The organism is Pseudophaeobacter sp. 1A09344, from assembly GCF_041008745.1.
GTDB classification, from domain to species: domain Bacteria; phylum Pseudomonadota; class Alphaproteobacteria; order Rhodobacterales; family Rhodobacteraceae; genus Phycobacter; species Phycobacter gallaeciensis_A.
The window spans coordinates 189,288-214,825 of sequence record NZ_JAXGFS010000005.1 but is presented as its reverse complement, the minus strand read 5'-3'; the positions used below and the strand labels follow the sequence as shown (position 1 = coordinate 214,825).

23 protein-coding genes are annotated in these 25,538 nt (G+C 61.7%); 17 read left to right on the top strand and 6 right to left on the bottom strand.

What is annotated here, in order from left to right; all coding sequences use genetic code 11:
- Positions 1 to 134 precede the first annotated feature (134 nt).
- A complete protein-coding gene (locus SM765_RS11045; RefSeq protein ID WP_274830175.1) occupies positions 135 to 884 on the bottom strand; it encodes a response regulator in 750 nt (249 codons plus the stop codon).
- Between the two features lie 703 nt (positions 885 to 1,587).
- Here SM765_RS11045 and SM765_RS11040 point away from each other — a divergent pair.
- The 3 genes from SM765_RS11040 (at position 1,588) to SM765_RS11030 (ending at position 4,323) form a co-directional block, all read left to right on the top strand.
- Positions 1,588 to 2,655, top strand: a complete 1,068-nt coding sequence (locus tag SM765_RS11040) for a Hint domain-containing protein (protein WP_274835088.1) — start codon at positions 1,588 to 1,590, stop codon at positions 2,653 to 2,655.
- Positions 2,656 to 2,924: 269 nt separating this feature from the next.
- On the top strand, positions 2,925 to 3,545 hold the full coding sequence (gene rpsD, locus SM765_RS11035; protein WP_065272856.1) for a 30S ribosomal protein S4: 621 nt from the start codon (positions 2,925 to 2,927) through the stop codon (positions 3,543 to 3,545).
- Between the two features lie 205 nt (positions 3,546 to 3,750).
- Entirely contained in the window at positions 3,751 to 4,323 is a 573-nt protein-coding gene (locus tag SM765_RS11030; RefSeq protein WP_274835087.1) for a PA14 domain-containing protein, read from the top strand.
- 52 nt (positions 4,324 to 4,375) lie between these two features.
- On the opposite strand, the gene SM765_RS11025 is transcribed toward SM765_RS11030, so the two are convergent.
- On the bottom strand, positions 4,376 to 4,837 hold the full coding sequence (locus SM765_RS11025; protein WP_274837814.1) for an Lrp/AsnC family transcriptional regulator: 462 nt from the start codon (positions 4,835 to 4,837) through the stop codon (positions 4,376 to 4,378).
- Between the two features lie 103 nt (positions 4,838 to 4,940).
- On the opposite strand from SM765_RS11025, the gene SM765_RS11020 reads away from it, so the two are divergent.
- The 4 genes from SM765_RS11020 to SM765_RS11005 all read left to right on the top strand — a co-directional run bounded on the left by SM765_RS11020 (position 4,941) and on the right by SM765_RS11005 (position 9,341).
- Entirely contained in the window at positions 4,941 to 6,365 is a 1,425-nt protein-coding gene (locus SM765_RS11020; protein WP_274837813.1) for an aminotransferase class V-fold PLP-dependent enzyme, read from the top strand.
- Between the two features lie 131 nt (positions 6,366 to 6,496).
- Entirely contained in the window at positions 6,497 to 7,588 is a 1,092-nt protein-coding gene (gene hisC, locus SM765_RS11015; protein ID WP_274837812.1) for a histidinol-phosphate transaminase, read from the top strand.
- The gene (locus tag SM765_RS11010) at positions 7,585 to 8,505 is read left to right on the top strand and encodes a prephenate/arogenate dehydrogenase family protein (protein WP_274837811.1); all 921 of its coding nucleotides are present in this window, start codon (positions 7,585 to 7,587) and stop codon (positions 8,503 to 8,505) included. The genes hisC and SM765_RS11010 overlap by 4 nt, the downstream gene beginning before the upstream one ends.
- The gene (locus SM765_RS11005; protein WP_274837810.1) at positions 8,502 to 9,341 is read left to right on the top strand and encodes an extensin-like domain-containing protein; all 840 of its coding nucleotides are present in this window, start codon (positions 8,502 to 8,504) and stop codon (positions 9,339 to 9,341) included. The genes SM765_RS11010 and SM765_RS11005 overlap by 4 nt, the downstream gene beginning before the upstream one ends.
- Before the next feature lie 36 nt (positions 9,342 to 9,377).
- Here the strand turns inward: SM765_RS11005 and SM765_RS11000 are convergent, their stop codons facing one another.
- A complete protein-coding gene (locus SM765_RS11000; RefSeq protein WP_274837809.1) occupies positions 9,378 to 10,376 on the bottom strand; it encodes a DUF2125 domain-containing protein in 999 nt (332 codons plus the stop codon).
- Positions 10,377 to 10,445: 69 nt separating this feature from the next.
- Here SM765_RS11000 and SM765_RS10995 point away from each other — a divergent pair, with 69 nt between their 5' ends.
- The 3 genes from SM765_RS10995 (at position 10,446) to SM765_RS10985 (ending at position 14,599) form a co-directional block, all read left to right on the top strand.
- Complete coding sequence (locus tag SM765_RS10995; protein WP_274832889.1) at positions 10,446 to 10,976, top strand: gamma-glutamylcyclotransferase; 531 nt, start codon at positions 10,446 to 10,448, stop codon at positions 10,974 to 10,976.
- Between the two features lie 77 nt (positions 10,977 to 11,053).
- Complete coding sequence (locus SM765_RS10990) at positions 11,054 to 12,241, top strand: biopolymer transporter ExbB (RefSeq protein ID WP_065272865.1); 1,188 nt, start codon at positions 11,054 to 11,056, stop codon at positions 12,239 to 12,241.
- Between the two features lie 3 nt (positions 12,242 to 12,244).
- The gene (locus SM765_RS10985) at positions 12,245 to 14,599 is read left to right on the top strand and encodes a peptidoglycan -binding protein (protein WP_274837808.1); all 2,355 of its coding nucleotides are present in this window, start codon (positions 12,245 to 12,247) and stop codon (positions 14,597 to 14,599) included.
- Between the two features lie 21 nt (positions 14,600 to 14,620).
- Here SM765_RS10985 and SM765_RS10980 read toward each other — a convergent pair whose 3' ends face one another.
- From SM765_RS10980 to gloB, 3 genes are all read right to left on the bottom strand, one after another.
- Entirely contained in the window at positions 14,621 to 15,592 is a 972-nt protein-coding gene (locus SM765_RS10980; protein ID WP_368981504.1) for a M23 family metallopeptidase, read from the bottom strand.
- Positions 15,592 to 17,916 carry an ATP-dependent Clp protease ATP-binding subunit ClpA gene (gene clpA / locus SM765_RS10975; protein WP_065272868.1) on the bottom strand — a complete coding sequence of 775 codons (2,325 nt, stop codon included), beginning with the start codon at positions 17,914 to 17,916 and terminating at the stop codon, positions 15,592 to 15,594. Before clpA ends, SM765_RS10980 begins: the two co-directional genes overlap by 1 nt.
- Positions 17,917 to 18,096: 180 nt before the next feature.
- Complete coding sequence (gloB, locus tag SM765_RS10970) at positions 18,097 to 18,870, bottom strand: hydroxyacylglutathione hydrolase (RefSeq protein ID WP_274835078.1); 774 nt, start codon at positions 18,868 to 18,870, stop codon at positions 18,097 to 18,099.
- Between the two features lie 55 nt (positions 18,871 to 18,925).
- Here gloB and SM765_RS10965 point away from each other — a divergent pair, with 55 nt between their 5' ends.
- The 7 genes from SM765_RS10965 to SM765_RS10935 all read left to right on the top strand — a co-directional run bounded on the left by SM765_RS10965 (position 18,926) and on the right by SM765_RS10935 (position 25,432).
- Positions 18,926 to 19,672, top strand: a complete 747-nt coding sequence (locus tag SM765_RS10965; RefSeq protein WP_065272870.1) for a methyltransferase domain-containing protein — start codon at positions 18,926 to 18,928, stop codon at positions 19,670 to 19,672.
- 411 nt (positions 19,673 to 20,083) lie between these two features.
- Positions 20,084 to 20,644, top strand: a complete 561-nt coding sequence (locus SM765_RS10960) for a F0F1 ATP synthase subunit delta (protein ID WP_065273759.1) — start codon at positions 20,084 to 20,086, stop codon at positions 20,642 to 20,644.
- The gene (gene atpA / locus SM765_RS10955) at positions 20,645 to 22,186 is read left to right on the top strand and encodes a F0F1 ATP synthase subunit alpha (protein ID WP_065272871.1); all 1,542 of its coding nucleotides are present in this window, start codon (positions 20,645 to 20,647) and stop codon (positions 22,184 to 22,186) included. It begins immediately after the preceding gene.
- Between the two features lie 12 nt (positions 22,187 to 22,198).
- The gene (locus tag SM765_RS10950) at positions 22,199 to 23,074 is read left to right on the top strand and encodes a F0F1 ATP synthase subunit gamma (protein WP_065272872.1); all 876 of its coding nucleotides are present in this window, start codon (positions 22,199 to 22,201) and stop codon (positions 23,072 to 23,074) included.
- A 21-nt stretch (positions 23,075 to 23,095) separates the two neighbouring features.
- Entirely contained in the window at positions 23,096 to 24,520 is a 1,425-nt protein-coding gene (atpD, locus tag SM765_RS10945; RefSeq protein ID WP_065272873.1) for a F0F1 ATP synthase subunit beta, read from the top strand.
- An 11-nt stretch (positions 24,521 to 24,531) separates the two neighbouring features.
- The gene (locus SM765_RS10940; RefSeq protein ID WP_065272874.1) at positions 24,532 to 24,945 is read left to right on the top strand and encodes a F0F1 ATP synthase subunit epsilon; all 414 of its coding nucleotides are present in this window, start codon (positions 24,532 to 24,534) and stop codon (positions 24,943 to 24,945) included.
- A gap of 136 nt (positions 24,946 to 25,081) precedes the next feature.
- The gene (locus SM765_RS10935) at positions 25,082 to 25,432 is read left to right on the top strand and encodes an H-type lectin domain-containing protein (protein ID WP_065272875.1); all 351 of its coding nucleotides are present in this window, start codon (positions 25,082 to 25,084) and stop codon (positions 25,430 to 25,432) included.
- Positions 25,433 to 25,538 lie beyond the last annotated feature (106 nt).

The following is a 25,538-nucleotide window of genomic DNA, read 5'->3' as shown; positions in this document are numbered from 1 at the left end:
GTTAGCTTATGTCTCGCGTTGGTCGCTCCGGGAATTGTATCCGGGCAAACGGGTGTTTATCGGCCAGGTGCCGCCTTGGAACTGCACTGCGGGCGCGCAAGAATCCAAATTAGCGGAACAGGGCTTGATGCATATTATTTGCTGATCAAGGGCCGCTTGCGCACGGGCACGCCGCGGGCTGCAGCCACCACGCTCACCAGATCATCGACGAGTACCGTCAGATCCTTGCAGCCACGTTCCAGCAGCGTGAAATTCGACAGGATGACCGGATCCAGGGTCTGGTCTGCTTTCTCGATCGCCTTCAGGCCGCGCAGGGTGGCCAGGGTCTTGCTCAGGATCTCACGCATTTCCGGGCCGCAGGTCAGCATGAACCGTTCGATCACTTCGCCAACCGAGCGCTGGAAGGCCTGTGCTCCTGACAGGGCGGAAAACAAAATGCGCCGCTCGATTGCGGATGTCACGGATTTGATCAGCGCTGACACTGTCAGCTCTTCCTTGACGATGTAATCCGCGCAGCCGTTTCGCATCGCCTCGACCGCGGTATGGTGGGAGGTGACGCTGGTCAGCATGATTGGGATTGCGTCGGCCTGGTCTTCATGGGCAATCAGCGCCTTCAGCGCATCCAGCCCGGTTTCCATGCCCAGATTATGATCAAGGAACACAATATCGAATGTGTTCTGGTCCAGTTCCCGGCGCATGTCGGCGACGGTCGCGACCTCTGTGAACTCGATCTGCAGTCCTGCCTTCTTGCAGGTTTTGATCAAGCGCAATCGGTCGATCGGATCGTCATCCAAAGTCAGCGCAGTCAAAGGTTGCTGTGCTTCCTGAGGGACCTCTTCAGGAACTGTGGAACTGATGGTTTCTTCGTCAATGTCATTCGTCATACCGGATCACCTTCTAACTAACATCGGGGATCTATGGCACTTCAGATCGCCCGGGAGTGGGCTTGGCCGACGTTCAACCCCTGACACACATTGGGGTACCCTGTCACTATTCGCCACAGTGGCTAACAATCTGTAAAACGCGCTGCGGCGGCGGGTGGCCGTAAGCAGGGTATTCTGGAGGGGTTTTCGCTGCAGGGCAGTAGATTTTCCTATCCATTTTTTTGACAATTGGCAGGGCATTGAAATCGCTCAAATTATTCACGTTAAAGGGGAGAGCGCGGGCTTTGTGTCGCGTCAGAAGCCGCGCATCCCGAAGGTTCTAGGCGCCATCTGATGATAGAGCATCAGCAAAGTTTAGGTGGCGCAAAAACTGCAATAAAAATGGTAGTTTGCGGGAGTTTTATCTTGGATCGGCGAAGGAAAATCAGACAGGAATTTTGACCTTTTGGTATCTCTTACTGGGCTGGCGCATGGCACGCCGCCCCGGACAGGATATCCAGCCGGGCAGGGGGAGAGAATGACCGGTGTGAACCGGCGGCTTCTGCGGTAGGTTGTGCGGTGCCATCGTGGCACTCACGATGAATTTGTGGCTTTGCTGCCGCTGTGTAGGCAAGGATAGGCGGCGGCCGGACTTTGACCTTTCACTGGACAACGGCCATTGGTACGTTCTGCACAATAACAAAAACCGAGGCAGGCAAGAGCAATGAAAACGGGCTTTACTGGCACGTTTGTCATTTCTTGGTCGCAAACAGATTTGGACGGTCTGGCGTCCGCGCCGACCGATGCCCTGAGGATCGGGGCGGCCTGGTCGTGGCATGGGGACAGCCTGCGCCTGGACGGGCCGACGGAGTTGTTGCGTCTGGAAGTGGCAGAGGGTGAAACGGATCTGCGGCGCAGGGCCGCGCGGTCGGTGCGCAGGCTGGTGGGCGCTGCCCTGGACACCGGCGCAGTCCCTGAAGCAGTGGATCAGGCGGATGCGGTTCCGGACAGGGGCTTTGTTGTCACCGATGGGATCCGTCAATACACCGCAACGCTGATCGATGTCGGGGATGGCAGGCTGCCGCTGCTGATGTTTGTGGATGAGCTGCCGCCGCGGGATGCGGAGCTGTGGGTTGTGCACCTTTCACTGAATGTGGGGCAGAGGGCGCAGCCACAGAATGGCGCCGACACAGGACTGATCTGTTTTACACCCGGGACCCTGATCGACACGCCAGGCGGGACATGTCCGGTTGATCGGCTCAGCCCGGGTGATCTGGTACAGACCCGTGACAACGGCCCCCAGGCAATCCGCTGGATCGGTGCGCGCCGGATGAGCGGTGCCCGCCTGTTCGTCTACCCCGCGCTGCGTCCGGTGCGTGTGCGCGCTGGGGCGCTGGCGTTGGACCGCCCCGAAGAAGACCTTCTGGTCTCCCCGGAACACCGCCTGTTGCTGCGGGGCGCGCGCGTGCAGGCGCTGTTCAACACGCCCGAAGTGCTGGTAGCGGCGCGGGACCTGATCAACGGGACCAGCGTTGCCCCGGATACCCAGCTGCGCGAAGTGACCTATATTCACCTGTTGTTCGAAGAGCATCAGGTGCTCTGGGCAAATGGCGTGGAAAGCGAAAGCTTTCATCCCGCCAACGCCTCCCTTACAGCCTTGTCAGAGAGTGATCGGCAGCGGCTGCTGACCCTGTTGCCGGGGGTTGATGAAAATCCGCTCGGCTATGGCGCCTTTGCCCGACGCAACCTGACCGCATCTGAGGCCGCAATTCTGCGGCACGAGGCGGCCTAGGCCGTTTCGCTCCCTGAATGGCAGAAACCGTTGTCCACAGGTGTTGACACGGGCGGGGCTGCCTGTATAAGCGCGGCTTCATTGGTGTTGGTGGCCCCCGCAAGGGGATCCCTGTCATGCCGCAAGGCAAGAGGACAACGCCCTTTATAGTCGCCGTTTGCCCGGCTGCGTTCTGGCTGATCTGGTTTGCTGGCCCTGCGTCCGCAATCCGAAAAGTGGGAACCGGTTTTCGGATCAAATTGCGGAGCCATAAATAAAGGAGATCAGCCGTGACCAAACGCACGTCTGCCAAGTACAAAATCGACCGCCGCATGGGCGAAAACATCTGGGGCCGTCCGAAGTCCCCGGTCAACCGTCGTGAATATGGCCCCGGCCAGCACGGTCAGCGCCGCAAGGGCAAGCTGTCCGATTTCGGCATCCAGCTGCGCGCCAAGCAGAAGCTGAAAGGCTACTACGGCGACCTGACCGAAAAGCAATTCCGCCGCATCTACGGTGAAGCCGAGCGTGTCAAAGGCGACACCGGTGAAAACCTGATCGGTCTGCTGGAGCGCCGCCTGGACGCCGTCGTCTACCGCGCCAAGTTCGTGCCGACCGTCTTTGCTGCCCGTCAGTTCGTCAACCACGGCCACGTTCTGGTCAACGGCCAGCGCGTCAACATTCCCTCCTACCGTGTGAAAGAGGGTGACGTGATCGAGGTCCGCGACAAGTCCAAGCAACTGGCTGTCCTGCTGGAAGCCACTCAGCTGGCCGAGCGCGACGTTCCGGATTACATCGAAGCCGACCACTCCAAAATGAAAGCCACCTTCGTGCGCACCCCCTCCTTGGGCGATGTGCCTTACCCGGTGATGATGGAGCCGAACCTGGTCGTCGAATTCTACGCCAAAAACTAAGTCGGATCCCTTTCGGGATTTGCGCAGGGGCTGCCTTCGGGCAGCCCCTTTTCCATTTTGGCAGTCGTTACGACCCGCCGCTACCAACTTCACGCGGCGAAATGGTGCTGAGCGGCCGATTCTCATTTGTCTATTTGGCGTATCCAGTTGTAGGCTTGGGGCCGAGCATTGGGAATGCGCAGCCCATCAGACTGAGGTGACCAAGATGAGAACAGTTTTCGGCACGTTTCTGGCCGCAGCTTCAATAACACTGGCAACGGCCCTGGCAGCTGCGCCTGTCAAGCTGCAACCAGCAGATCCGCAGCCGGGTAGCGTCCGCTCCGGTCTTGCCGTGCGTTATGCCTATCCGCAGGACGTACGCACCCTGTCCGAGGCTTCGGCGGCGTTGAAACAGGGGTCCGAAGCCGGGCGCCCGCTGAAGGGCCTTGATCATCGGGATACCAACGAAGGCGACATCACCCTAACGTCGAAACAGGCCCAGCACGTGGTAGCCCGGATCACCGGCTATGTCCGCTTTGACAAGCCCGGCGTCTACAATATCGATTTCCTGACCAATGATGGGCTGCGGGCGAAAATCGGCGGGCAGATCGTTGGTCAGTTCGATGGGCGGCAGACCTGCGACAGCACCGTCATGACCGAGGTCGAAGTGCCGGTGGCCGGATGGTATCCGCTGGATGCCTTGTATTTTCAGCGCCTTGGCACGGCTTGCCTTCACATGCGCATGGGCGCGGAAGGCGCACGGATGAAGTGGATGCCTGACGCCGCCTTCGGCCACTGATCGCACCGGGCCCTTCCTGCCTTCCTGCGCCCTGATCGATCACCCCGGTGAGTCACAGGGGCAGGGGGCGTCCTTCGGCGATGGCTTCCATCGCGAAATAGGAGGTGACGCTGTCCAGCTCTACCCCGGCGATCAGGCGCTGGTAGACCTTGTCGTAGCTGGTCATGTTTTCGGTGACCACTTTCAGCTGATAGTCGTAATCGCCTCCGATGCGGTGAAAATCCACCACTTCGGGGATGGTCAGAACGTGCCTGCGGAAGGTTTCCAGCCAGTCCGCAGAATGGTGGCGCGTGCGCAGCATGACAAAGACCACCAGATCCAGTCCCAGTTTCGCGCGGTCAATCCGCGCGGTTGCCCCCTGTAGCACGCCGTTCTCATTCAGCGCCTTCAGCCGCCGCCAACAGGCGTTCTGCGACAGGCCGACTTTTTCGGCGAGTTCCCGTTGTGACAGGCTGGCATTCCCCTGAAGGCAGCGCAGGATGGCGCGATCAATATGATCTAGGTTATTTGTCATTTAGCGATCATATGACACAAATTTGCGTGCCATCAATCAAAATTAGGCGGAGTATTTCCAGCTCCAGAGGGTCAAGTTTCTGTGGTGAAGAGCGGAGAAACAGATGATCCTTGCCACCATAAAACAAACCCTGAAGGATGCGGCCCGCGAAGGGCGTCTGGCAGATGAGCTGATCGGTGAGGGCGTGCAGATCCCTGGCGCCGATGGAATGGTGCCGCTGGTCTACGCCGATTATGTCGCCTCTGGCCGGGCGTTGCGGTCGGTCGAGGATTTCGTCGTCTCCGACGTTCTGCCCTTTTACGCCAATTCCCATACCGAGGCCTCTTATTGCGGTGCCCATATGACCCGCCTGCGCCGCGCGGCGCGCGCGGAAATCGCGCGGATCACCGGGGCAAAACAGGAGGATGCGGTGATCTTTGCCGGGTCAGGGGCCACAGCTGGTCTGAACCGATTGGTCAGCCTGCTGAGCGTGAATGAGGCCCGCGCGCCAGTGGTCTTTATCGGCCCTTATGAACACCACTCCAATATTCTGCCCTGGCGGGAGAGCCGCGCAACAGTCGTGGAGATCCCCGAAGCGGCGGAGGGCGGGCCTGATCTGGAGGTCCTTCAGGTGGCGTTGAGCGAATATGCCGCCTGCGATCTGAAGATCGGCAGTTTTTCGGCGGCCTCGAATGTGACCGGCATCCTGACCGATGCGGATGCGGTCAGCGCTCTGCTGCATGCCCATGGCGCGCTTGCGGTCTGGGACTACGCCGGGGGCGGGCCCTATCTGCCGATCGACATGGGCGGCAAGGGGGGCGCGCGCAAGGATGCAGTGGTCGTCTCGCCGCACAAGTTTCCCGGTGGGCCCGGTGCATCGGGCGTGCTGATCGTGAATGGCACTGCGGTGCGCCGCAAATGCCCTTCTTGGCCCGGGGGCGGCACGGTCAGCTTTGTCTCGCCTTGGGATCATGCCTACAGCGCGGATCTGGCTGCGCGTGAAGAGGCGGGGACACCGAACGTGATCGGTGATATTCGCGCCGCGCTGGCGTTTCTGGTCAAGGAAGCCGTGGGTGAAGCTGAAATCGCCCGCCGGGAGGCCCGCTTCGGCGCCATGGCGCGGGAGGGCTGGCAGGGCAATCCGCAGTTGACCCTTTTGGGCCACCCGACTGCGCCGCGCCTGCCGGTGTTTTCCTTCACCGTTCGAGGGGCTTCGGGGCGACCCGTGCATCAGCAGCTGTTCACCCGGATGCTGAGCGACTTTTATGGCGTTCAAGCGCGGGGCGGCTGCGCCTGTGCAGGTCCCTATGCGCATCGGCTTCTGGATATCGATGCGCAGGACTCAAACGCGCTGTTCGCGGATCTTCAGGCCGGAAAGGAGCTGCGCAAACCCGGCTGGGTGCGGCTGAATTTTTCCTACCTGATGCGGGATAAAACCGCGCGATACATCATCGACAGCGTCAATGATCTGGCCCTTCGGGCCGAGGATCTGGCTGCGCGATACGAGGCGGACCCGGGGACCGCGCGGTTCCAGCCAAGGGCAGCCTGATCAGGCCAGGGTCGGCGACCACAGGACGACAGGCGGCGCAAAAAGCGCACTGCGTCTGTTGAGGGCATCTTGCGGCTTTTCGATTGCGTTGTGCGCGGGTATGAACGGGGCGGAACCAAGGAGTCCCTCTTATGACCCAGATCACACCGCAGCCCGGAATTATGGACATCGCCCTTTATCAGGGTGGGGCTGCCCATGTGGATGGGGTGAGCAACACGGTAAAGCTCTCCTCGAATGAGAACCCTCTCGGCCCCAGCCCGCGCGCCATCGAAGCGATGCGCGAGGCTGCGGCGACGATGCATCGCTATCCGAGCTCGGATCATGCTGAGCTGCGCGCCGCCATTGGTGAGGTGCATGGGCTGGACCCGGCGCAGATCATCTGCGGTGCTGGCAGCGACGAGATCATCGCCTTTCTGTGTCAGGCCTATGTGGGGCCGGGGGACGAGGTGCTTTATACCGAGCACGGTTTTGCCATGTATCGCATCAGTGCGCAGGCGGCAGGGGCGACCCCGGTCGAGGTGCGCGAGCGTGAACGCGTCACGGATGTGGACGCGCTGCTTGCGGGCTGCACCGAACGCACCAAGCTGGTCTTCATCGCCAACCCCAACAACCCCACGGGCACCATGATCGGTGCCGCCGAGGTGGCGCGTCTGGCGGATGGCATCCCAAAAGGGGCGCTTTTGGTGCTGGATGGGGCCTATGCCGAATATGTCGAAGGCTTCGATGCAGGCGCTTCGCTGGTGGCCGAGCGTGACAATGTCTTCATGACCCGCACCTTCTCCAAGATCTATGGTCTTGGCGGTGCGCGCATCGGCTGGGGCTATGGCCCGCAGGAAATCATCGACGTTCTGAACCGCCTGCGTGGACCGTTCAACGTCTCGACCACCGCGCTGGCTGCGGCCGAGGCTTCGGTGCGGGATACCGATTATGTCGACCGCTGCCGCGCGGAAAACGCCAAATGGCGCGGTTGGCTGGCCGAGGCACTGGCTGAACTCGGGGTGCCGTCGGATACCTCCTGCACCAATTTCATCCTCGCGCGCTTTGCCAGCCAGTCAGAGGCCGAGGCCTGTGATGATTACCTCAAGGCGCAGGGGCTGATCGTGCGACGGGTGGCGGGCTACAACCTGCCCAATGCGCTGCGCATCACCATCGGCGACGAGGCCGCCTGCCGCGCGGTTGCTGCCGCGGTCAAAGCCTTCAAGGCCGGGCAGGGCGCAGCATGAGCGCGCCGGTCTACAACCGTGTCGCGTTGATCGGGCTGGGGCTGATTGCCTCTTCGATGTTCTGGGCGATGAAGCGGGCCGGGTTGGCGGGTGAGGTCACGGGCTATGCTCGCAGCGCCGAAACCCGGGACACTGCCCGGCGCATCGGGCTGTGTGATCGCGTCTGTGACAGCGCCGCCGAGGCTGTGGAGGGCGCCGATCTGGTGGTCCTTTGTGTGCCGGTCGGCGCCATGGGCGCGGTGATGCAGGATATTGCGAGCGTGCTGAAACCCGGCGCCACCGTGTCTGATGTCGGCTCGGTGAAGGCCCATGTGATCGAGGCTGTCGCGCCGCATATCCCCGATGGCGTGCATTTCGTCCCGGCGCACCCTTTGGCGGGGACTGAGCATTCCGGGCCCGAGGCAGGCTTTGCCGAACTGTTTGATAATCGGTGGAGCCTTCTGGTTCCAGTCGAAGGCTCCGACCCCGATGCCGTGCAGCGCCTGCGCGAGCTGTGGGAGGGGATGGGCGCCAATGTCGATGAGATGGATGCGGATCACCACGATCTGGTGCTGGCTGTCACCAGCCACGCGCCGCACCTTATTGCCTATACTATGGTGGGGGTTGCTGACGATTTGCGCCGAGTGACCGACAGCGAGGTGATCAAATATTCGGCTGCTGGTTTCCGGGACTTTACCCGGATCGCAGCCTCGGACCCGACCATGTGGCGCGATGTGTTCCTGACCAACAAGGACGCGACGCTGGAAATCCTGGGCCGTTTCACCGAGGAGCTTTTCGCCCTGCAAAGGGCGATCCGCACCGGCGACGGGGAGCATCTGCACCAGTATTTCACCCGCACCCGCGCCATCCGCCGCGGGATCATCGAGGCGGGGCAGGATACGGATGCACCGGATTTCGGACGGGCAAAGAAGACATGATCGCCCGGGCTGCTTTTGCGCTGGGCCTTTTGTTGGCCGATGCCGCCGCTGCAACGGCGCCAGAGGACTCCTTGCGTCCGGCCGGGCGCCCGGCAGGCATTGCAGCCGCACCGGGCCCCGAACTTGATGTCTCTACCTTGGCTGGGCCCGAGCTGATGAGGCCACAAGGGCGGCCGATGTCAGAGCAAACCTTAGCCGTGGCGGCGCTGGGTGCGGTCACGTTGCCCGACGTCGGGCCGGGCAGTTCGTTGCGCCCCAGCCTGCGCCCCGATGCCATTGTTCAGCAGGTGCTGTTCAAGCGGCGCAAGCTGCGTAAAACCTCGGTCTGCGGCGATATTGATATTCAGGGAGAGCCGGTTGGCTCTGTCGTCGGCTCTCTACCGGGCTGCGGTGCGAAATCGGCGGTCCGGGTGTCCTCGGTCGCGGGTGTGCAGCTTAGCAAGAAATCGGTGATGACCTGCGATATGGCGAAATCGCTGAACCGCTGGGTCGAACGGGACGTGGAAAAGGCATTTGGCCGCCGCAACCGCGTAGTGTCGCTGCGAGTGGCTGCGCATTATTCCTGCCGCACACGCAACAACCGTCCGGGCGCGCGCATCTCGGAGCATGGCAAGGGCAAGGCGATCGATATTTCCGGCTTCACCCTGGAAGATGGTGAGACGATCACCGTTTTGGAAGGCTGGCAGAAGCGGCGCACCCGCAGGAAGTTGCGCAAGATCTGGAAGGCGGCTTGTGGGCCCTTTGGCACGGTACTAGGGCCTGACGCGGATCGCTATCACAAGGATCACTTCCATCTGGACGTGGCGCGCCACCGGGGTGGATCCTACTGCCGTTGACCGGGTTAGACCCGTGAGGGATGCCGACTGGCTCCTTCAGTAGAGCGTGATACGCGGAGCCGCGCCCAGTGGCAGCGGGCCAAGGTACATCTGACCGTCGGTGATCGACAGCGCAATGTCGAGATCCTGTTCGCGGCCATGCATCTGAGCCAGCAGCCCCAGGATCCGTTCGGTGCCACTGCGCAGGCGGGCAGGGAGCAGGCCGGAGCGTTCTGCAAGCCGTAGCAGGCCACGCCAATTCTCTGCCCTGATATCCACCTTACCGCTCATCCGGCCAGCCTCGTCCACATCCACGCTGCCATTGGCCCGCAGGGCAAGGGTGCCCCAATGCGCCTCTGCCTGCGTCAGGGTGATCCGGCGCGGTTGCGGGCGGCGCAGTTCCAGCACGCGTCGGTCCCATGCAGTGTCAAAAAGGACATCCGCCGCGAGCGTGACATCGGTCAGGCTGGGTGGCAGCTCTTCGGCTGAGATCAGCATCCGTTGCAATCTGCCGCGGGGGGTCAGCGTCTCTGCCCGGGCCGAAATGCGATAGCTCTCCGTGTCCCCCGTTCGGGTCATGTCCAGGCTAAAGGCAGGGGCGGATAGCAGGACCTTACCCGCCCGCGATATCTTCCACTCTGCCGCCTGCAGTGACATCCGTTCCAGTGACATGGCTGATCCGGGCGCGAGCTGCAAGTCCGCCTGCAAGTCCGCAGCCTGCAGGACTGCTGTCTTATCATAGTGCGACAGGCGCTGCGGGGCGGGGGGAAACTGCAGCGTCACCTCCTGCGGCTTCAGGGGAAGGCTGTAGAGGCTGATCCAGTCCGCGCTCCAGGCGGCGCCGGTTCCGGGGTCGGCCAGCGTTGGATGCAGGATGCGCGTCCGGTGCGCTGTCGGGAAACCGGAACTTTCCAGCGCAGCGTATTCCGCCAGCCAACCCTGCCGTTCCTGTTCGCCGAACCATTGGGCAATACCGCTGCGCAGGCCCCAGGCGCTGGCGGCCCAATACAGGCTCCACACCAGCCCGGCAGCCACCAGAAGTTTCACAACGCGCATGCCAAAGACCCTCTTTTGCCCGGAGCAGATTTGCTGTTTACAGACAGGGATCAGAAAGGACCAGTTGTCATGACCATGTGGGTGTTCGGATACGGATCACTGTTGTGGAACCCGGGATTTCCCGTCGCGCGCCGCGAGATCGCGACGCTGCAGGGCTATGCGCGCTCCTTCTGCATGAGTTCGGTTCACCATCGCGGCACTGAAGAGAAACCGGGTCTGGTTCTGGCACTGGATGAGGTCGCCGGGGCTCATTGCACGGGCCTTGCTCTGGCGGTGGAAAACGGCGCTGAAACCGAGACGCTGGATTATCTGCGCGAGCGTGAGCTGATCTCCTCGGCCTATGTCGAGCGGGATCTGGAGGTGGAGCTGCACACCGGGGATCTCGTCACTGCGGTGACCTATGTGATCGACCCCCATCATGTGCAGTACTGCGGCGGGATGAGCCTTGAGGAACAAGCCCGGATCATTGCCCATGCGGTGGGCGGACGGGGCCCCAACACCGAATACCTCTATAATACCGCAAGCCATCTGGCAGAGATCGGGCTGAATGATGAAGATCTGGACTGGCTGGCGGGGCGCGTGCGGCAGATCACAGCATAAAGCCTTGGCCTTGCACTCTCTTTCCCTGTAGGCTTCAGGCGCGACAAGAGCACTGAAAGAGGCAGGAGCCCCTTAATATGGCGCAGCCAGACGGTAAGATCAGGCCCCAGTTTTCCCAACCGGTCCGACAGGTCATTCTGATGCTGATTGCATTGGGGCTTGCCGGGTTTGGCGCCTTTGTTGCGCTGCCACGTGTGCTGCCGGTGTTTCAGGCCAACCCCTGGCTCAACGGGTTTATTCTTTTCGTCTTCGTGATCGGGGTGCTGGCCTGTTTCTGGCAGGTCGTGCAGCTGATCGGCTCGGTGCGCTGGATCGAAAGCTTTGCCGGCGGCGGCAGCCGCGGCGAAGACCGACCGCCGTCGATGCTGGCGCCGCTGGCCTCGCTCCTGCGGTCGCGGGGGGCGCGGATGCAGCTTGGCTCTTCCTCGACCCGCTCGATCCTGGATTCCGTGGCAACGCGGATCGATGAAGACCGGGAGATTACCCGCTATATCGTCAACCTTCTGATTTTTCTTGGTCTTTTGGGTACGTTCTATGGTCTGGCGACTACGGTTCCGGCGGTTGTAGATACCATTCGCAGCCTTGCCCCGCAGGAGGGCGAAGAAAGCCTGACCATCTTTAACCGGCTGATGACCGGGCTTGAGGCGCAGCTGGGCGGCATGGGTGTTGCTTTTGCCTCTTCCCTTCTGGGGCTTGCCGGGTCGCTCATCGTCGGCCTTTTGGAGCTTTTTGCCGGGCACGGCCAGAACCGGTTCTATCGCGAGCTGGAAGAGTGGCTGTCCTCCTTTACCCGTGTCAGCTTTTCTTCGGGCGAGGATGGGGCCGGGGACAGCGGGATCGTCTCCGAGGTGCTGGATACAATGGCCGAGCAGATGGATGCCCTGCAGGGCATGTTCGCCGAAACCGCACAGGGCCGCGTCGCGGTCGAGGAAAAACTCTCGCAGCTGGTCGATAGTATCAACGACATGAACCAGCGTCAGGAACAGAATGAAACGCTGAGCGCGGCCTTGGAGCGGGTGGCTGTCGGGCAGGAAACCCTGACCGAAATAATGCGCGCCCATGGCGACGTGGGCCTTGATGCCGAAAGCCGCATGCGGCTGCGCTCGATCGACGTGCAGATGCTGCGCATCCTTGAGGAAATTTCGGCCGGTCGACAGGAAAGCCTGGCCGAATTGCGCAAGGATATCGACCTGATGGTCAAGGCCTTTGCACCGCCACGGGGCGGCCAGCGCGCAGCCAAGGCCGCCTCTCAGGACGAGGGTTGACCCATGGCCCTGTCCCGGCGCACTGGGCAACGGTTCCAGGCCTCGATCTGGCCGGGCTTCGTCGATGCGATGACCGGGCTTTTGCTGGTGCTGATGTTCGTGCTGACCATTTTCATGGTGGTGCAATCGGTTCTGCGCGAGACCATCACCGGACAGGAAAGCGAGCTGGACGAACTCTCGTCCGAGGTACAGGCGCTGGCCAATGCGCTGGGGCTTGAGGAACGTTCGAACAACCTTCTGACCGCCCGGCTGGGCGCGCTCACCGCGACGCTGAGCACGACGCAGGACGAACTTCAGCAGGCCGAGGGACAGATTGCCGAGCAGAAATCGCTGATTGCGTCGCTCACCTCTGAGCGGGACGCGCGGGTTGCTGATCTGGAGGCCGCGCGTAGCCGCATCACTGCCTTTGAGGCGCAGGTAGCCGCCCTGATCGCCGATCAGGAGGCCGCAACGGCGGAAATCGCGGATCTGAGCGCGGAGCGGGAACAGCTGGAGGCGGACAGGGCTGAGTTGCTGAGCGAGCAGGAAGCCTTGAACCTGGCGCTGGCGCAGGCTCGTGATGAAATCGATGCCGGTGTCGAAGCGGCGAGGCTGGCTGCGGCCCGGCGCGAGGCGCTGGAGGCGATGATCGCTGATTTGCAGGCGGAAGGCACGGCGCAAGAGGCTCAGCTGGCCGATCTGAAAGACCAGCTGAGCGAAGAAGAAACTGCCCGTCTGGCCGAAGCTGCGGCGGCTGAGGCCCTGCGCAAGAAACTGGAAGGCGCTGACGCCGAACTGACCGCCATGACCCTGTCGCTGGAGGCGCAACGCCAGCGGGCCGAGGATACGCTAACCCTTCTGGCCACCGCCGAGGCTGCCAAGGCGCAGCTGGACAGCCAGTTGGAAGAGGCGCTTGCCACGCTGGAAGCCGCCCGCGCGCAATCGCGGGAACGAGACGAATTGGCCGAGCGGCTGACCCGGGTTCTGGCGCAGATGGAGGTCAGCCAGTCCGAGGCCGAAGCGCGGGTCAGCGCCCTTGAGGCGGAACTCGACCGGGTGCGGACCGATACCGACACAACCCGCGCAAGTCTGACTGCAGATCTGCAGGCCGCCCGGCAAGAGGCCGCCCGCACCCGTGACGAGTTGGAAGCGGAACTGGCGCGGCAGCAGGCGGCCTCGGTCGAGACGCAATCACAGTATGAAGACCAGCTTGCCCAGCTTCAGGCAAACCACGCCAGGGCCCGGGCGGATCTGGAAGCGGCGCTGAGCGCGGCCGAAGACAAGGCCGACGCAGAGCGGCGTGCCCTGGAACAACAGCTGGCCGAGGTTCGGGCGGATGCTGCCAGCCTGCAGGCCGGGCTTGAGGCACAGTTGCAGCAGGCCCGCGCTGATCTTGCCGCTGCCCGCAGCGCTGCCAGTTCCACTGCAGAGGACCGGGCTGCGGTGGAGCAACGTCTGCTGACTGCGCTGGAAGCACTGGAAAACGCCCGCGCGGCGGCCAGCGATACGGATGTCCTGCAACAGCGCTTGCTTGCTGCGCTCAATGCCCAGAAGGAGGCAGAGACTAGCGCCGAGGGGCAGCGCAACCTTGCAGAGGAACGCGCCGCGCTGCTGGCGCAGGCCCGCGCAGCACTTGCCGATCAGAAACAGCTATCGACCAAGGCGCAGCGCGAGGCGGCACTGCTGAACCAGCAGATCGCAGCCCTGCGTGAACAGCTGGGTAGCCTGCAGGCCATTCTGGACGATTATCAGGCGCGTGATGCAGCGCAGCAGGTGCAGTTGCAGAACCTGGGTCAGGATCTGAACGCCGCGCTGGCCCGCGCCGCCTCGGAAGAGCGCAAGCGCCGGATACTGGAAGAGCAGGAGCGCAAGCGGCTGGAGGCTGAGGCGGCAGCTCTGGCCGACAAGGCGCAGGATCTGGAGCGCTACCGGTCGGAGTTCTTCGGGCGGCTGCGGGATGTTCTGGGCAGCCAGGATGGTGTGCGGATTGAGGGTGACCGTTTCGTCTTTGCCTCCGAAGTTCTGTTCGCTCCGGCAAGCGCCGAGCTGTCGGAGGCGGGCAAGGCGGAAATCGCCAAGGTTGCCCGTATCCTGCAAAGCGTGGCCGCTGCGATCCCGCCAGAGATCAACTGGATCATCCGAGTCGATGGCCATACCGACAACACGACCCTTCTGGGGCATCCGAAGTTCAAGGATAACTGGGAGCTTAGCCAGGGGCGGGCACTGTCGGTGGTGCGCTACATGATTGATGCGCTTGGCATTCCGCCGGGGCGGCTGGCGGCGAATGGGTTTGGCGAATATCAGCCTGTCAACACTGCCGACACGCCAGAAGCCCGCGCCCAGAACCGGCGGATCGAGTTGAAGTTCACCGAACGCTAGGGCCGGGCGAAAGGGCGCGGATCAGTCGATCCGGATCGGCTGGATGATCCGGTCCACTTCTGCCCCGTCGCGCATCAATCGGGCAATCCCGGTATAAAGCCCGGCAGGCCAGGCTGCCCGGCGCAGACGTTTGCCCGCAGCGCGGAAGAATTGCGCCTGATCCTTTTTCAGAGTGGCCTTCTGATCGATCATTTTGCCGCCCGGCCCGTCAATGGTAAGGGTAAGGGTGTCGCCCTCCCGTCCACCAAAGGCATAGGCCCAGAACACCATCGCAGGCGCATCCTTTGCCAGCATCCCTCCCTTCGCCGCAGTGGTACCGGATTTGATCGCGTCATAGGCCGGAACACCGGTGCTGAACCCGGCACCGAGGAAGCCACCAGCCTCATAAGCAACTGGCTGCGCCCACAGGGAGGCGCCGGATGCGGTGCCGCAGGCGGCGCTGCTATCTGGCTGGAAGGGGTCGACAACCGCGCCATCCTTGCGCAGCGACAGATGCAGGTGCGGGAATTGCGTCTTGCCGGAGAGGCCAATCTCGCCCAGGGCGGTTCCAGCGGCCACCCGGTCGCCCTTGGCGACGCGGAGCGAGCCGCGCTTCATATGACAATACTGGGTTTCCCAGCCGCCCGCGTGGCGCAGCACCAGACCGTTGCCGCATTCTCGGTCCTTGATCTCGGAAGCGTTTGCCTTGGTCGCGTATTGATCCGGCATGCCATCGCGCAACCCTGCAACGATCCCGTCTGCGGCGGCACGCACCGTGACGCCGGTCTGCATGTCCGAAAGGTAGGGCAGGGCGATATCCGTGCCCTTGTGCCCGTCATAAGTCAGGCCGTTGCAGGTGAAATCCTGCGCCCCGGGGCCGGGATCCCGGTCGACGTTTTGCTGAATGTGGCAGCTGTCGCCCAGCACGCAGTCGATGGGCCAGTCCAATGCGAAATCGCCCGCCGCAACGGGTGCGGCGAGCGATGAAAACAGCGCGAAAAGCGTGCGATACATTATTCTGCGGTCAGCAGCGGCGGCTTGTTACCGGAAATCCGGGGCTTGCCTGGGCCTTCAAGGCGCAGGTCGATCTTGCCGTCCTTGATGCCAACCTTGACGAGACCGCCCTTGGTTAGCTTGCCGAACAGCAGTTCCTCGGCCAGCGGTTTCTTGATGTACTCCTGAATGACCCGGCCCAGCGGACGCGCACCCATCTTGTCGTCATAGCCCTTCTCGGCCAGCCATTCGGCAGCCTTGCGGGTCAGTTCGATCGACACGTTGCGGTCCATCAGCTGCGCCTCAAGCTGCAGTACAAATTTCTCGACAACCTGCAGAATGACCTCTTTGGGCAGCGGCGCGAAGGAGATCACCGCGTCCAGACGGTTGCGGAACTCCGGGGTGAAGGTCCGCTCGATGGCGGCGGTGTCTTCGCCCTCGCGGCGGTCGCGACCAAAGCCGATGGCGGCCTTCGCCATATCCGAGGCGCCGGCGTTGGAGGTCATGATCAGAACCACGTTGCGGAAGTTCACGGTGCGGCCGTTGTGATCGGTCAGCTGCCCGTTATCCATCACCTGCAACAGGATGTTGAAGACATCCGGGTGCGCCTTTTCGATTTCATCCAGCAGCAGCACGCAATGCGGATGCTGATCGACGCCATCGGTCAGAAGACCGCCCTGATCAAAGCCGACATAGCCCGGAGGCGCGCCGATCAGGCGGGAGACCGCGTGTTTCTCCATGTATTCCGACATGTCAAAGCGCAGCAGTTCCACACCCAGCGTATCGGCCAGCTGTTTGGCGACCTCGGTCTTGCCGACACCGGTGGGGCCCGCAAAGAGGTAGTTGCCGATGGGCTTTTCCGGCTCCCGCAGGCCAGCGCGCGCCAGTTTGATGGCGCTGGACAGCGCGTCGATGGCATCGTCCTGACCGAAAACAACGCGTTTGAGCGATTTCTCCAGATCCTTGAGCACCTCTGCATCGTCCTTGGACACGCTCTTGGGCGGGATGCGGGCGATCTTGGCGACGACGGCTTCAACCTCTTTGACGCCGATGGTCTTGCGACGCTTGTCTTCGGGCACCAGATGCTGCGCGGCGCCGGCCTCATCGATCACGTCGATGGCCTTGTCCGGCAGTTTGCGGTCGTTGATGTAACGCGCCGACAGCTCCACCGCCGATTTGATCGCATCGGTGGTGAATTTGACGCTGTGGTGTTCCTCGAAATAAGGTTTCAGGCCCTTCAGGATCTCAATGGCGTCTTCGACGGTGGGTTCGTTCACGTCGATCTTCTGGAACCGGCGCGACAGGGCGCGGTCTTTTTCAAAGTGCTGACGGAACTCCTTGTAGGTGGTGGAGCCCATGGTGCGCAGTTTGCCGCCCTGAAGCGCAGGCTTCAGCAGGTTAGAGGCATCCATGGCGCCGCCAGATGTGGCGCCAGCGCCGATCACCGTGTGGATCTCGTCGATGAAGAGAACCGCGTCGGGGTGTTGTTCCAGCTCGGTCACGACCGCTTTCAGGCGTTCCTCGAAATCACCACGATAACGGGTGCCGGCCAGCAGCGCGCCCATGTCGAGCGAATAGATGGTGGTCTCGGAGAGAACCTCCGGCACCTCACCCTGCACGATCTTGCGCGCCAGACCTTCGGCGATGGCGGTCTTGCCAACGCCGGGATCACCAACCAGCAGCGGGTTGTTCTTGCGGCGGCGGCACAGCACCTGAATGCAGCGCTCCACTTCATGGCTGCGGCCGATCAGCGGATCGATGTCGCCTTCGCGGGATTTCGCGTTGAGATCGACGCAATACTTGGCCAGCGCACTTTCCTTATTTTCGCCCTCGGCGGCCTGCGGCTGTGGTTCTTCTTCAGCCTCGTGAGCGCCGGAAACCGGGCGCGGTTCGCCAAATGCAGGATCCTTGGCCACACCATGGGCGATGAAGTTCACCGCGTCATAGCGGGTCATGTCCTGATCCTGAAGGAAATAGGCGGCATCGCTTTCGCGCTCGGCAAAGATCGCAACCAGCACGTTGGCGCCGGTGACTTCGGTGCGGCCCGAGCTTTGGACATGGATCGCAGCCCGCTGGATCACCCGCTGGAATGCCGCGGTGGGCACAGCTTCGGAGCCGTCAATATCGGTAACCAGGTTCGACAGATCCTCATCCACGAATTCCACCAGGGCCGTTCGCAATTCGCCGAGGTCGACGCTGCAGGCGCGCATTACGCGGGCTGCGTCGGGTTCGTCCAGCAGCGCCAGCAGCAGATGCTCCAGCGTTGCGAATTCGTGTCGCCGCTCATTCGCCAGCGCCAGCGCTGCGTGAATGGCTTGTTCCAATGTGCTCGAGAATGAAGGCACGGGCGTGCTCCTCTGTCTTGGGTTGAGGGGGGCGGGGCGGCGTATTTACCATCCTTCCCCACTCTCAACCATGGCCTCATAGTATTAGAGTTTGGTTGATAGACCGCCGGCTTCAAGCGCTTTCTTTTATTTTTCGGTCACATTTCTTGTTGCTAAGCCGGAAATGATACACGCCAGAGGTCAGAAATTGTCCTTTCTGCGCCGGATTTCTGTAAAGACATCAACGTCTTCAGCGTTCTGCATGGCCATCGATTCCTTAACGCTGGAAAGATGGGCACGCAGGAAGGGATTTGTGTCCAATTCCAGTTGCAGCGTAGAGGGCACGGTTGGCTCGCCCGCCGCGCGGGCGGTGTCGATCTGCGCGATGCGGGTCTTGAGGGCGTCGTTGTCCGGGTCGATCGTAATGGCAAAGGCGGCATTGGCCTGGGTGTATTCATGGCCGGAATAAACCACGGTTTCGGGAGGCAGGGCGGCGAGCCGCGACAGGCTGTTCCACATCTGCTCGGGCGTGCCTTCGAAGAGGCGGCCACAGCCAAGCGCCATCAGGCTGTCAGCGGTAAAGACGGCGTTGCTGTCCGGGATGTAAAAGGCGATGTGGCCAACGGTGTGGCCGGAAACATCCAGCACCTGAACCTCGTGACCGAACAAATCGAAGCTTTCACCATCCTGTACAGCGCGATCCAGATCTGGCAGCCGGTGCGCATCTGCGGCCGCGCCAGTCACCGAGGCGCCATAGGTGCTGCACAGCTCCTTGGTTCCGTCGATATGGTCCCAGTGGTGATGGGTCAGCAGGATCTCGTCCAGTCCCCATCCGCGCTTCTTAAGGGCGGCGGTGATGGCGGCAGGATCCGGAGCGTCAACCAGTGCGGTGCGCCCCGATGCGGCGTCATGCAGCAGGAAGGCGTAGTTGTCAGAGAGGCAGGGAACGGTGACGATCTCAAGGGGCATGGTCATTCGCTTTTTCATTGTTAGACTGCCCCCAGAGTGACCCAAGCAGCAGGCGCCCGCAATGCATCTTGATGTTCAGGATCTGAGGAACTTCTACTACCGCAGTACCCTTGGCCGGGCCGCGCAGGCGGCAATCCGGGCGCGCCTGTTGCAGATGTGGCCCGATGCGACGGGGCAGACTGTTGTGGGCTTTGGCTTTGCCGCGCCGCTGCTGCGTCCCTATCTGGCGGATGCGCGGCGGGTGATGGCGATGATGCCGGGGCCGCAGGGGGTGATGCAATGGCCGGCGGGCATGCCGAATGTGTCGGTTCTGTGCGAAGAGGTCAGCTGGCCTATCGAAACCGGGCGCGTCGACCGGTTGGTGATGCTGCACGGGCTGGAGACCTCTGAACGCCCGTCGGATCTGCTGGAGGAAGCCTGGCGCGCGCTTGGCCCCGGCGGGCGGGCGATTTTCATTGTTCCAAACAGGGCAGGGTTCTGGGCGCGGTCGGACAAGACGCCCTTTGGATATGGGCGCCCCTATACGCTGACACAGCTGGAAAACCAGCTGCGGCTGCACCAGTTCACCATCGAGCAGCATACGGCGGCGCTTTACCGACTGCCGAGTTCCCGGCGGTTCTGGCTGAAATCCGGCGCGCTGCTGGAAAAGATGGGGCGGCGCCTGCCGGCGGTGCTGGCAGGAGGAGTGATCCTGGTCGAGGTCAGCAAGCAGACCCATCAGCAAAAGGGGCTGATGACCCGCGTCAAACGCAGCAACCCGATCCGGGTGCTGGAAGGGCTGTCGAACCCGGTTGCAGAACCAGCCTGACCCGCGCCATGCCCCCGTGCCGATGGCCGCAGCCATGCACAGGGCGCAATGCTAACGGTGATTCCCGCAGGTGCCCTGCCGGGGGCGTGGCGTGCTCATTCTGCGGCAAAACTGCACGAAGGGGGAACAAATGCCGTTTTTTGACCCTCAGGAATCGCAATTCGATGAAGAACTTGTTCATTTTTTGTAGCCTGTTGCGGGGGCAAAGGGCCGCAGTTCCGCTAAGGCATTGAAAACACTTAACTCGGTCATTTTGCCGTTACCGTTATAGGCAGTTGATAGGTTGGGAACGCTCTGCTACATCCACGCTGATTTCGATGGCCTGCCACGCTGGTGGGCTGACTCACACCCCCGGGTGCTGCCTGACGCAGGTATGCAGACCGGGGCCAAAATAATATCGGAAGGGTGGACGTGTCCGAACCAGCTTCGATTTCTGCAGGCATCGCCGCGCGCTATGCCACAGCGGTCTTTGAGATCGCTGACGAGAACAAGGCGCTCGACAGCCTTGAGACCAGCATCAATGACCTGGCAGCTGCCCTGGCTGACAGCGAAGACCTTCAAAACCTGATCAGCTCGCCTCTGGTGACGCGCGAAGAGCAGGCCGCCGCAATCGATGCGGTCAGCACCAAGATGGGGTTGGACCCCACCTTGCGCAACACCCTGTCGCTGATGGCTGCGAAACGCCGCCTGTTCGTGGTGCCAGCTCTGATCGACTCCCTGCGCGCCAGCCTGGCTGAAGCACGTGGCGAAGTGACCGCAGAGGTCACCTCGGCCAAGGCGCTGACCAAGACCCAAAGCGAAAAGCTGGCCAAGACTCTGGCCGAGCGCGTGGGCAAGAAGGTTACCATCAATGCAACCGTCGATGAGAGCATCATTGGCGGTCTTGTCGTTAAAGTGGGTTCGAAGATGATCGATAGCTCGATCCGCTCCAAGCTCAACTCCCTACAGAATGCAATGAAAGAGGTCGGATAAATGGGTATCCAAGCAGCAGAGATTTCTGCGATCCTGAAAGACCAAATCAAGAATTTTGGTCAAGAAGCAGAGGTGGCCGAAATCGGCCGCGTGCTGAGCGTCGGTGACGGTATCGCCCGTGTGTACGGCCTCGACAACGTCCAGGCCGGCGAAATGGTCGAGTTCCCGGGCGGCATCATGGGCATGGCGCTGAACCTCGAAGCCGACAACGTCGGTATCGTGATCTTCGGCTCGGACCGCGACATTAAAGAAGGTGACACCGTCAAGCGCACCAACTCGATCGTGGACGTTCCCGTTGGCCCCGAACTGCTGGGCCGCGTTGTTGACGGTCTGGGCAACCCGCTGGACGGCAAGGGCCCCATCAACGCCAAAGAGCGCGGCATTGCCGACTCCAAGGCACCGGGCATCATCCCGCGTAAATCGGTTCACGAGCCGATGGCAACCGGCCTGAAATCGGTTGACGCGATGATCCCGATCGGCCGTGGCCAGCGTGAGCTGATCATTGGTGACCGTCAGACCGGTAAGACCGCCGTTGCTCTTGACGCGGTTCTGAACCAGAAAGTCTACAACGACGCCGCAGGCGACGACGAGTCCAAGAAACTGTACTGCGTCTACGTTGCTGTCGGTCAGAAGCGTTCCACCGTTGCCCAGCTGGTTAAGAAGCTGGAAGAAAGCGGCGCGATGGAATACTCGATCGTGGTTGCCGCAACCGCGTCCGACCCGGCTCCTCTGCAGTTCCTGGCACCCTATGCCGCAACCGCGATGGCCGAATACTTCCGCGACAACGGTAAGCACGGCCTGATCATCTATGATGACCTGTCCAAGCAAGCGGTTGCTTATCGTCAGATGTCCCTGCTGCTGCGTCGTCCGCCGGGACGTGAAGCTTACCCGGGTGACGTTTTCTACCTGCACTCCCGTCTGCTGGAACGTTCCGCGAAGCTGAACGAAGACTTCGGCTCCGGTTCGCTGACCGCTCTGCCCGTCATCGAAACCCAGGGCGGCGACGTGTCCGCGTTTATTCCGACCAACGTGATCTCGATCACCGACGGTCAGATCTTCCTGGAAACCGAACTGTTCTACCAGGGCATCCGTCCTGCTGTGAACACCGGTCTGTCGGTTTCGCGTGTGGGCTCCTCGGCTCAGACCGACGCGATGTCTTCGGTTGCCGGTCCGGTTAAGCTGTCGCTGGCTCAGTACCGCGAAATGGCGGCCTTTGCGCAGTTCGGTTCCGACCTCGACGCTGCAACCCAGCAGCTGCTGGCCCGTGGTGCGCGCCTGACCGAGCTGATGAAGCAGCCGCAGTACTCGCCGCTGACCAACTCGGAAATCGTCTGCATCATCTTTGCTGGCACCAACGGTTACCTCGACAACGTCGACGTCAAGGACGTTGGCCGGTACGAAGCCGAACTGCTGAGCTTCCTGCGCGGCAAGAAGGCTGACTTCCTGCAGTGGATCACCGACGAAGACCCCAAATTCAAAAAGGGTGAGCCGGTCGAAAAAATGAAGGCGGTACTCGACGAATTCGCTGCCGACTTCGCGTAAGGAGATAAGGCAGTGCCAAATCTCAAGGACCTGAAAAACAGGATCGCGAGTGTCAAAAGCACTCGTAAGATCACAAAAGCCATGCAAATGGTGGCTGCGGCGAAACTTCGCCGCGCCCAGGAAGCTGCCGAAGACAGCCGTCCCTATGCCAAGCGGTTCAACGCCGTTATGGCATCTCTGGCAGCCTCGGTCGGCGACAGCGAAGCAGCGCCCAAGCTGCTTCGTGGCACCGGAAGCGATCAGGTACAGCTGCTTGTCGTTTTGACAGCCGAGCGTGGACTGTGTGGTGGCTTCAACGCCAACATCGCCAAGCTGGCCCGTCAAAAGGCAGCTGAGCTGAAAGCGGCAGGCAAGACGGTCAAGATCCTGACCGTTGGCAAAAAAGGCCGCGACGCGTTGCGTCGTGACTTTGAAGCCGATTTTGTCGGTCACGTGGACCTGAGCGAGGTCAAGCGTCTTGGCTATGCCGATGCGCAGGGCATCGCAAAGGACATCCTGACCCGCTTTGACGCTGGTGAATTCGACGTCGCGACGATCTTCTACTCGGAGTTCGTCAACGTCGTGACACAGGTGCCGACGGCACAGCAGATCATTCCGGCCTCTTACGAGGGCGGCGAAGCCGAAGAAGCCTCGGCGGTATATGACTACGAACCCAGCGAAGAGGCGATTCTCGCCGACTTGCTGCCTCGTGGCGTATCCACCCAGATCTTTTCGGCGCTGCTGGAAAATGGCGCATCCGAACAGGGTGCCCGGATGAGCGCGATGGACAATGCGACACGCAACGCGGGCGATATGATCGACCAGCTGACCATCGAGTTTAACCGTTCCCGCCAGGCCGTGATCACCAACGAGCTGATTGAAATTATTTCGGGCGCCGAGGCGCTCTAAGAGACAACCGGAGACCAACAAATGGCAAATGCAAAAGGCAAGGTGGTTCAGATCATCGGCGCCGTTGTCGACGTCCAGTTCGACGATGACCTGCCCGCGATCCTGAACGCCCTCAACACCGACAACAACGGTAAGAATCTGGTTCTGGAAGTTGCGCAGCACCTGGGCGAAAACACCGTCCGTACCATCGCAATGGACGCAACCGAAGGTCTGGTTCGCGGTCAGGAAGTCACCGACACCGGCGCGCCGATCTCGATCCCCGTTGGTAACGCGACCCTGGGCCGTATTCTGAACGTCGTCGGCGAGCCCGTTGACGAAAAGGGCCCGGTGACAGCCGAAGAAACCCGTCCGATCCACGCGGCGGCGCCTGAGTTCAACGAACAGTCGACCGAGTCGGAAATCCTGGTGACAGGCATCAAGGTCATCGACCTTCTGGCGCCTTACTCCAAGGGTGGTAAGATCGGCCTCTTCGGCGGCGCTGGCGTGGGCAAGACCGTTCTCATCATGGAACTGATCAACAACATCGCAAAGGTGCACTCGGGCTTCTCCGTGTTCGCCGGTGTTGGTGAGCGGACCCGTGAAGGTAACGACCTTTACCACGAGATGATCGAATCCAACGTGATTAAGCCCGACAACCTGTCGGAATCGCAGGTTGCGCTGGTTTACGGTCAGATGAACGAACCTCCGGGAGCCCGTGCGCGTGTTGCGCTGACCGGTCTGACCCTGGCGGAACAGTTCCGTGACCAGTCCGGTACCGACGTTCTGTTCTTCGTGGACAACATCTTCCGCTTTACCCAAGCCGGTTCCGAGGTTTCGGCTCTGCTTGGCCGTATCCCCTCCGCTGTGGGCTACCAGCCGACGCTGGCGACCGACATGGGTGCGATGCAGGAGCGTATTACCTCCACCAAGAACGGCTCGATCACTTCGATCCAGGCTGTGTACGTTCCCGCGGATGACCTTACCGACCCCGCACCGGCAACCACCTTTGCTCACCTCGATGCGACCACGGTTCTTAACCGTGCCATCTCCGAGCTCGGCATCTACCCGGCTGTGGACCCGCTCGACTCCTCGTCGCGCCTGATGGACCCGCAGATCGTTGGCGAAGAGCACTACGCAGTGGCTTCCGACGTTCAGCAGATCCTCCAGCGCTACAAGTCGCTGCAGGACATCATCGCGATCCTTGGTATGGACGAACTGTCCGAGGAAGATAAGCTGACCGTGGCCCGTGCCCGTAAGATCCAGCGCTTCCTGTCCCAGCCGTTCGACGTTGCGAAAGTGTTCACCGGTTCTGATGGTGTGCAGGTTCCGCTGGAAGACACCATTGCCTCGTTCAAGGCAGTTGTGGCCGGCGAATACGACCACCTGCCCGAAGGCGCCTTCTACATGGTTGGCGGCATCGAAGAGGTGAAGGCAAAAGCCGAGAAAATGGCTGCTGAGGCGGCCTAAGGAGGGCCCTGATGGCTGATACCATGCAATTCGACCTCGTGAGCCCGGAGCGGAGCCTTGCTTCGCTTCAGGTGAGCGCGGTTCAGATCCCCGGCGCGGAAGGCGACATGACGGCTATGCCGATGCATGCGCCGACCATCACCACGCTGCGCCCGGGTGTCCTGCGGGTCGAAAGCCCCCAAGGCACTTCGGAGTATGTGGTCACCGGTGGGTTTGCCGAAATCGGTTCCGAGGCGCTCTCGGTTCTGGCCGAAAAGGCAATCCCGATGGATGAAATGACCCGTGCGCACCTGGATGAGCTGATCGAGGACGCACGTGAGACCTACAAGACCGCTAAGGAAGAAGAGCAGCCCCACGACATCGTCGAGGAAGCCGCGAAACTTCTGGCGGACATGGAGGCCCTTGGCACCCACATGAGCCTCTAAGGTTCCGCGCCAAGCGAGAAAGACTTTGTAAACCGGCCCTTATGGGGCCGGTTTTCTTTTGTGTGCTCAGATGGTTTTATGACGCTTCAGGGTTGTGGGTGCGTCAGGCTGCCCGCGAGCGGAGGATTGGAAATTCATGAAAAGACTGCGAAACCCGCGCACCGGGATTGATCAGGGCGATCTTGTGGTGTTTTCCGAGTTCGACAGCGGCGGCAGCATGTGGACAGGGGAGGGCGCCCGGGAGCGGCGCAAGACCGTGCGGTTTTCCGAAGCCTTTGCCCGCCCGCCCGCGGTGCAAGTGTCGATGTCGATGTGGGACATGGATACCTCGGCTGCCGTGCGGGCCGAACTGGTAGCCGAGAATATAACCGCCACCGGGTTTGATGTGGTGTTTCGCACGTGGGCCGACAGCCGCGTGGCGCGGGTACGGGCAGCTTGGATGGCCATTGGCGATATGCCGTTCGAGGATGACTGGGTGGTGGACTGACCGGCCTCTGAGCGCAGCTCTGCTGAGCACATCCCGGTAATCAAACGGCCCCGGCGAAGATCTCGCACGGGGCCGGTGTTATTTCGGACTTCCGGTCGCTGCACCC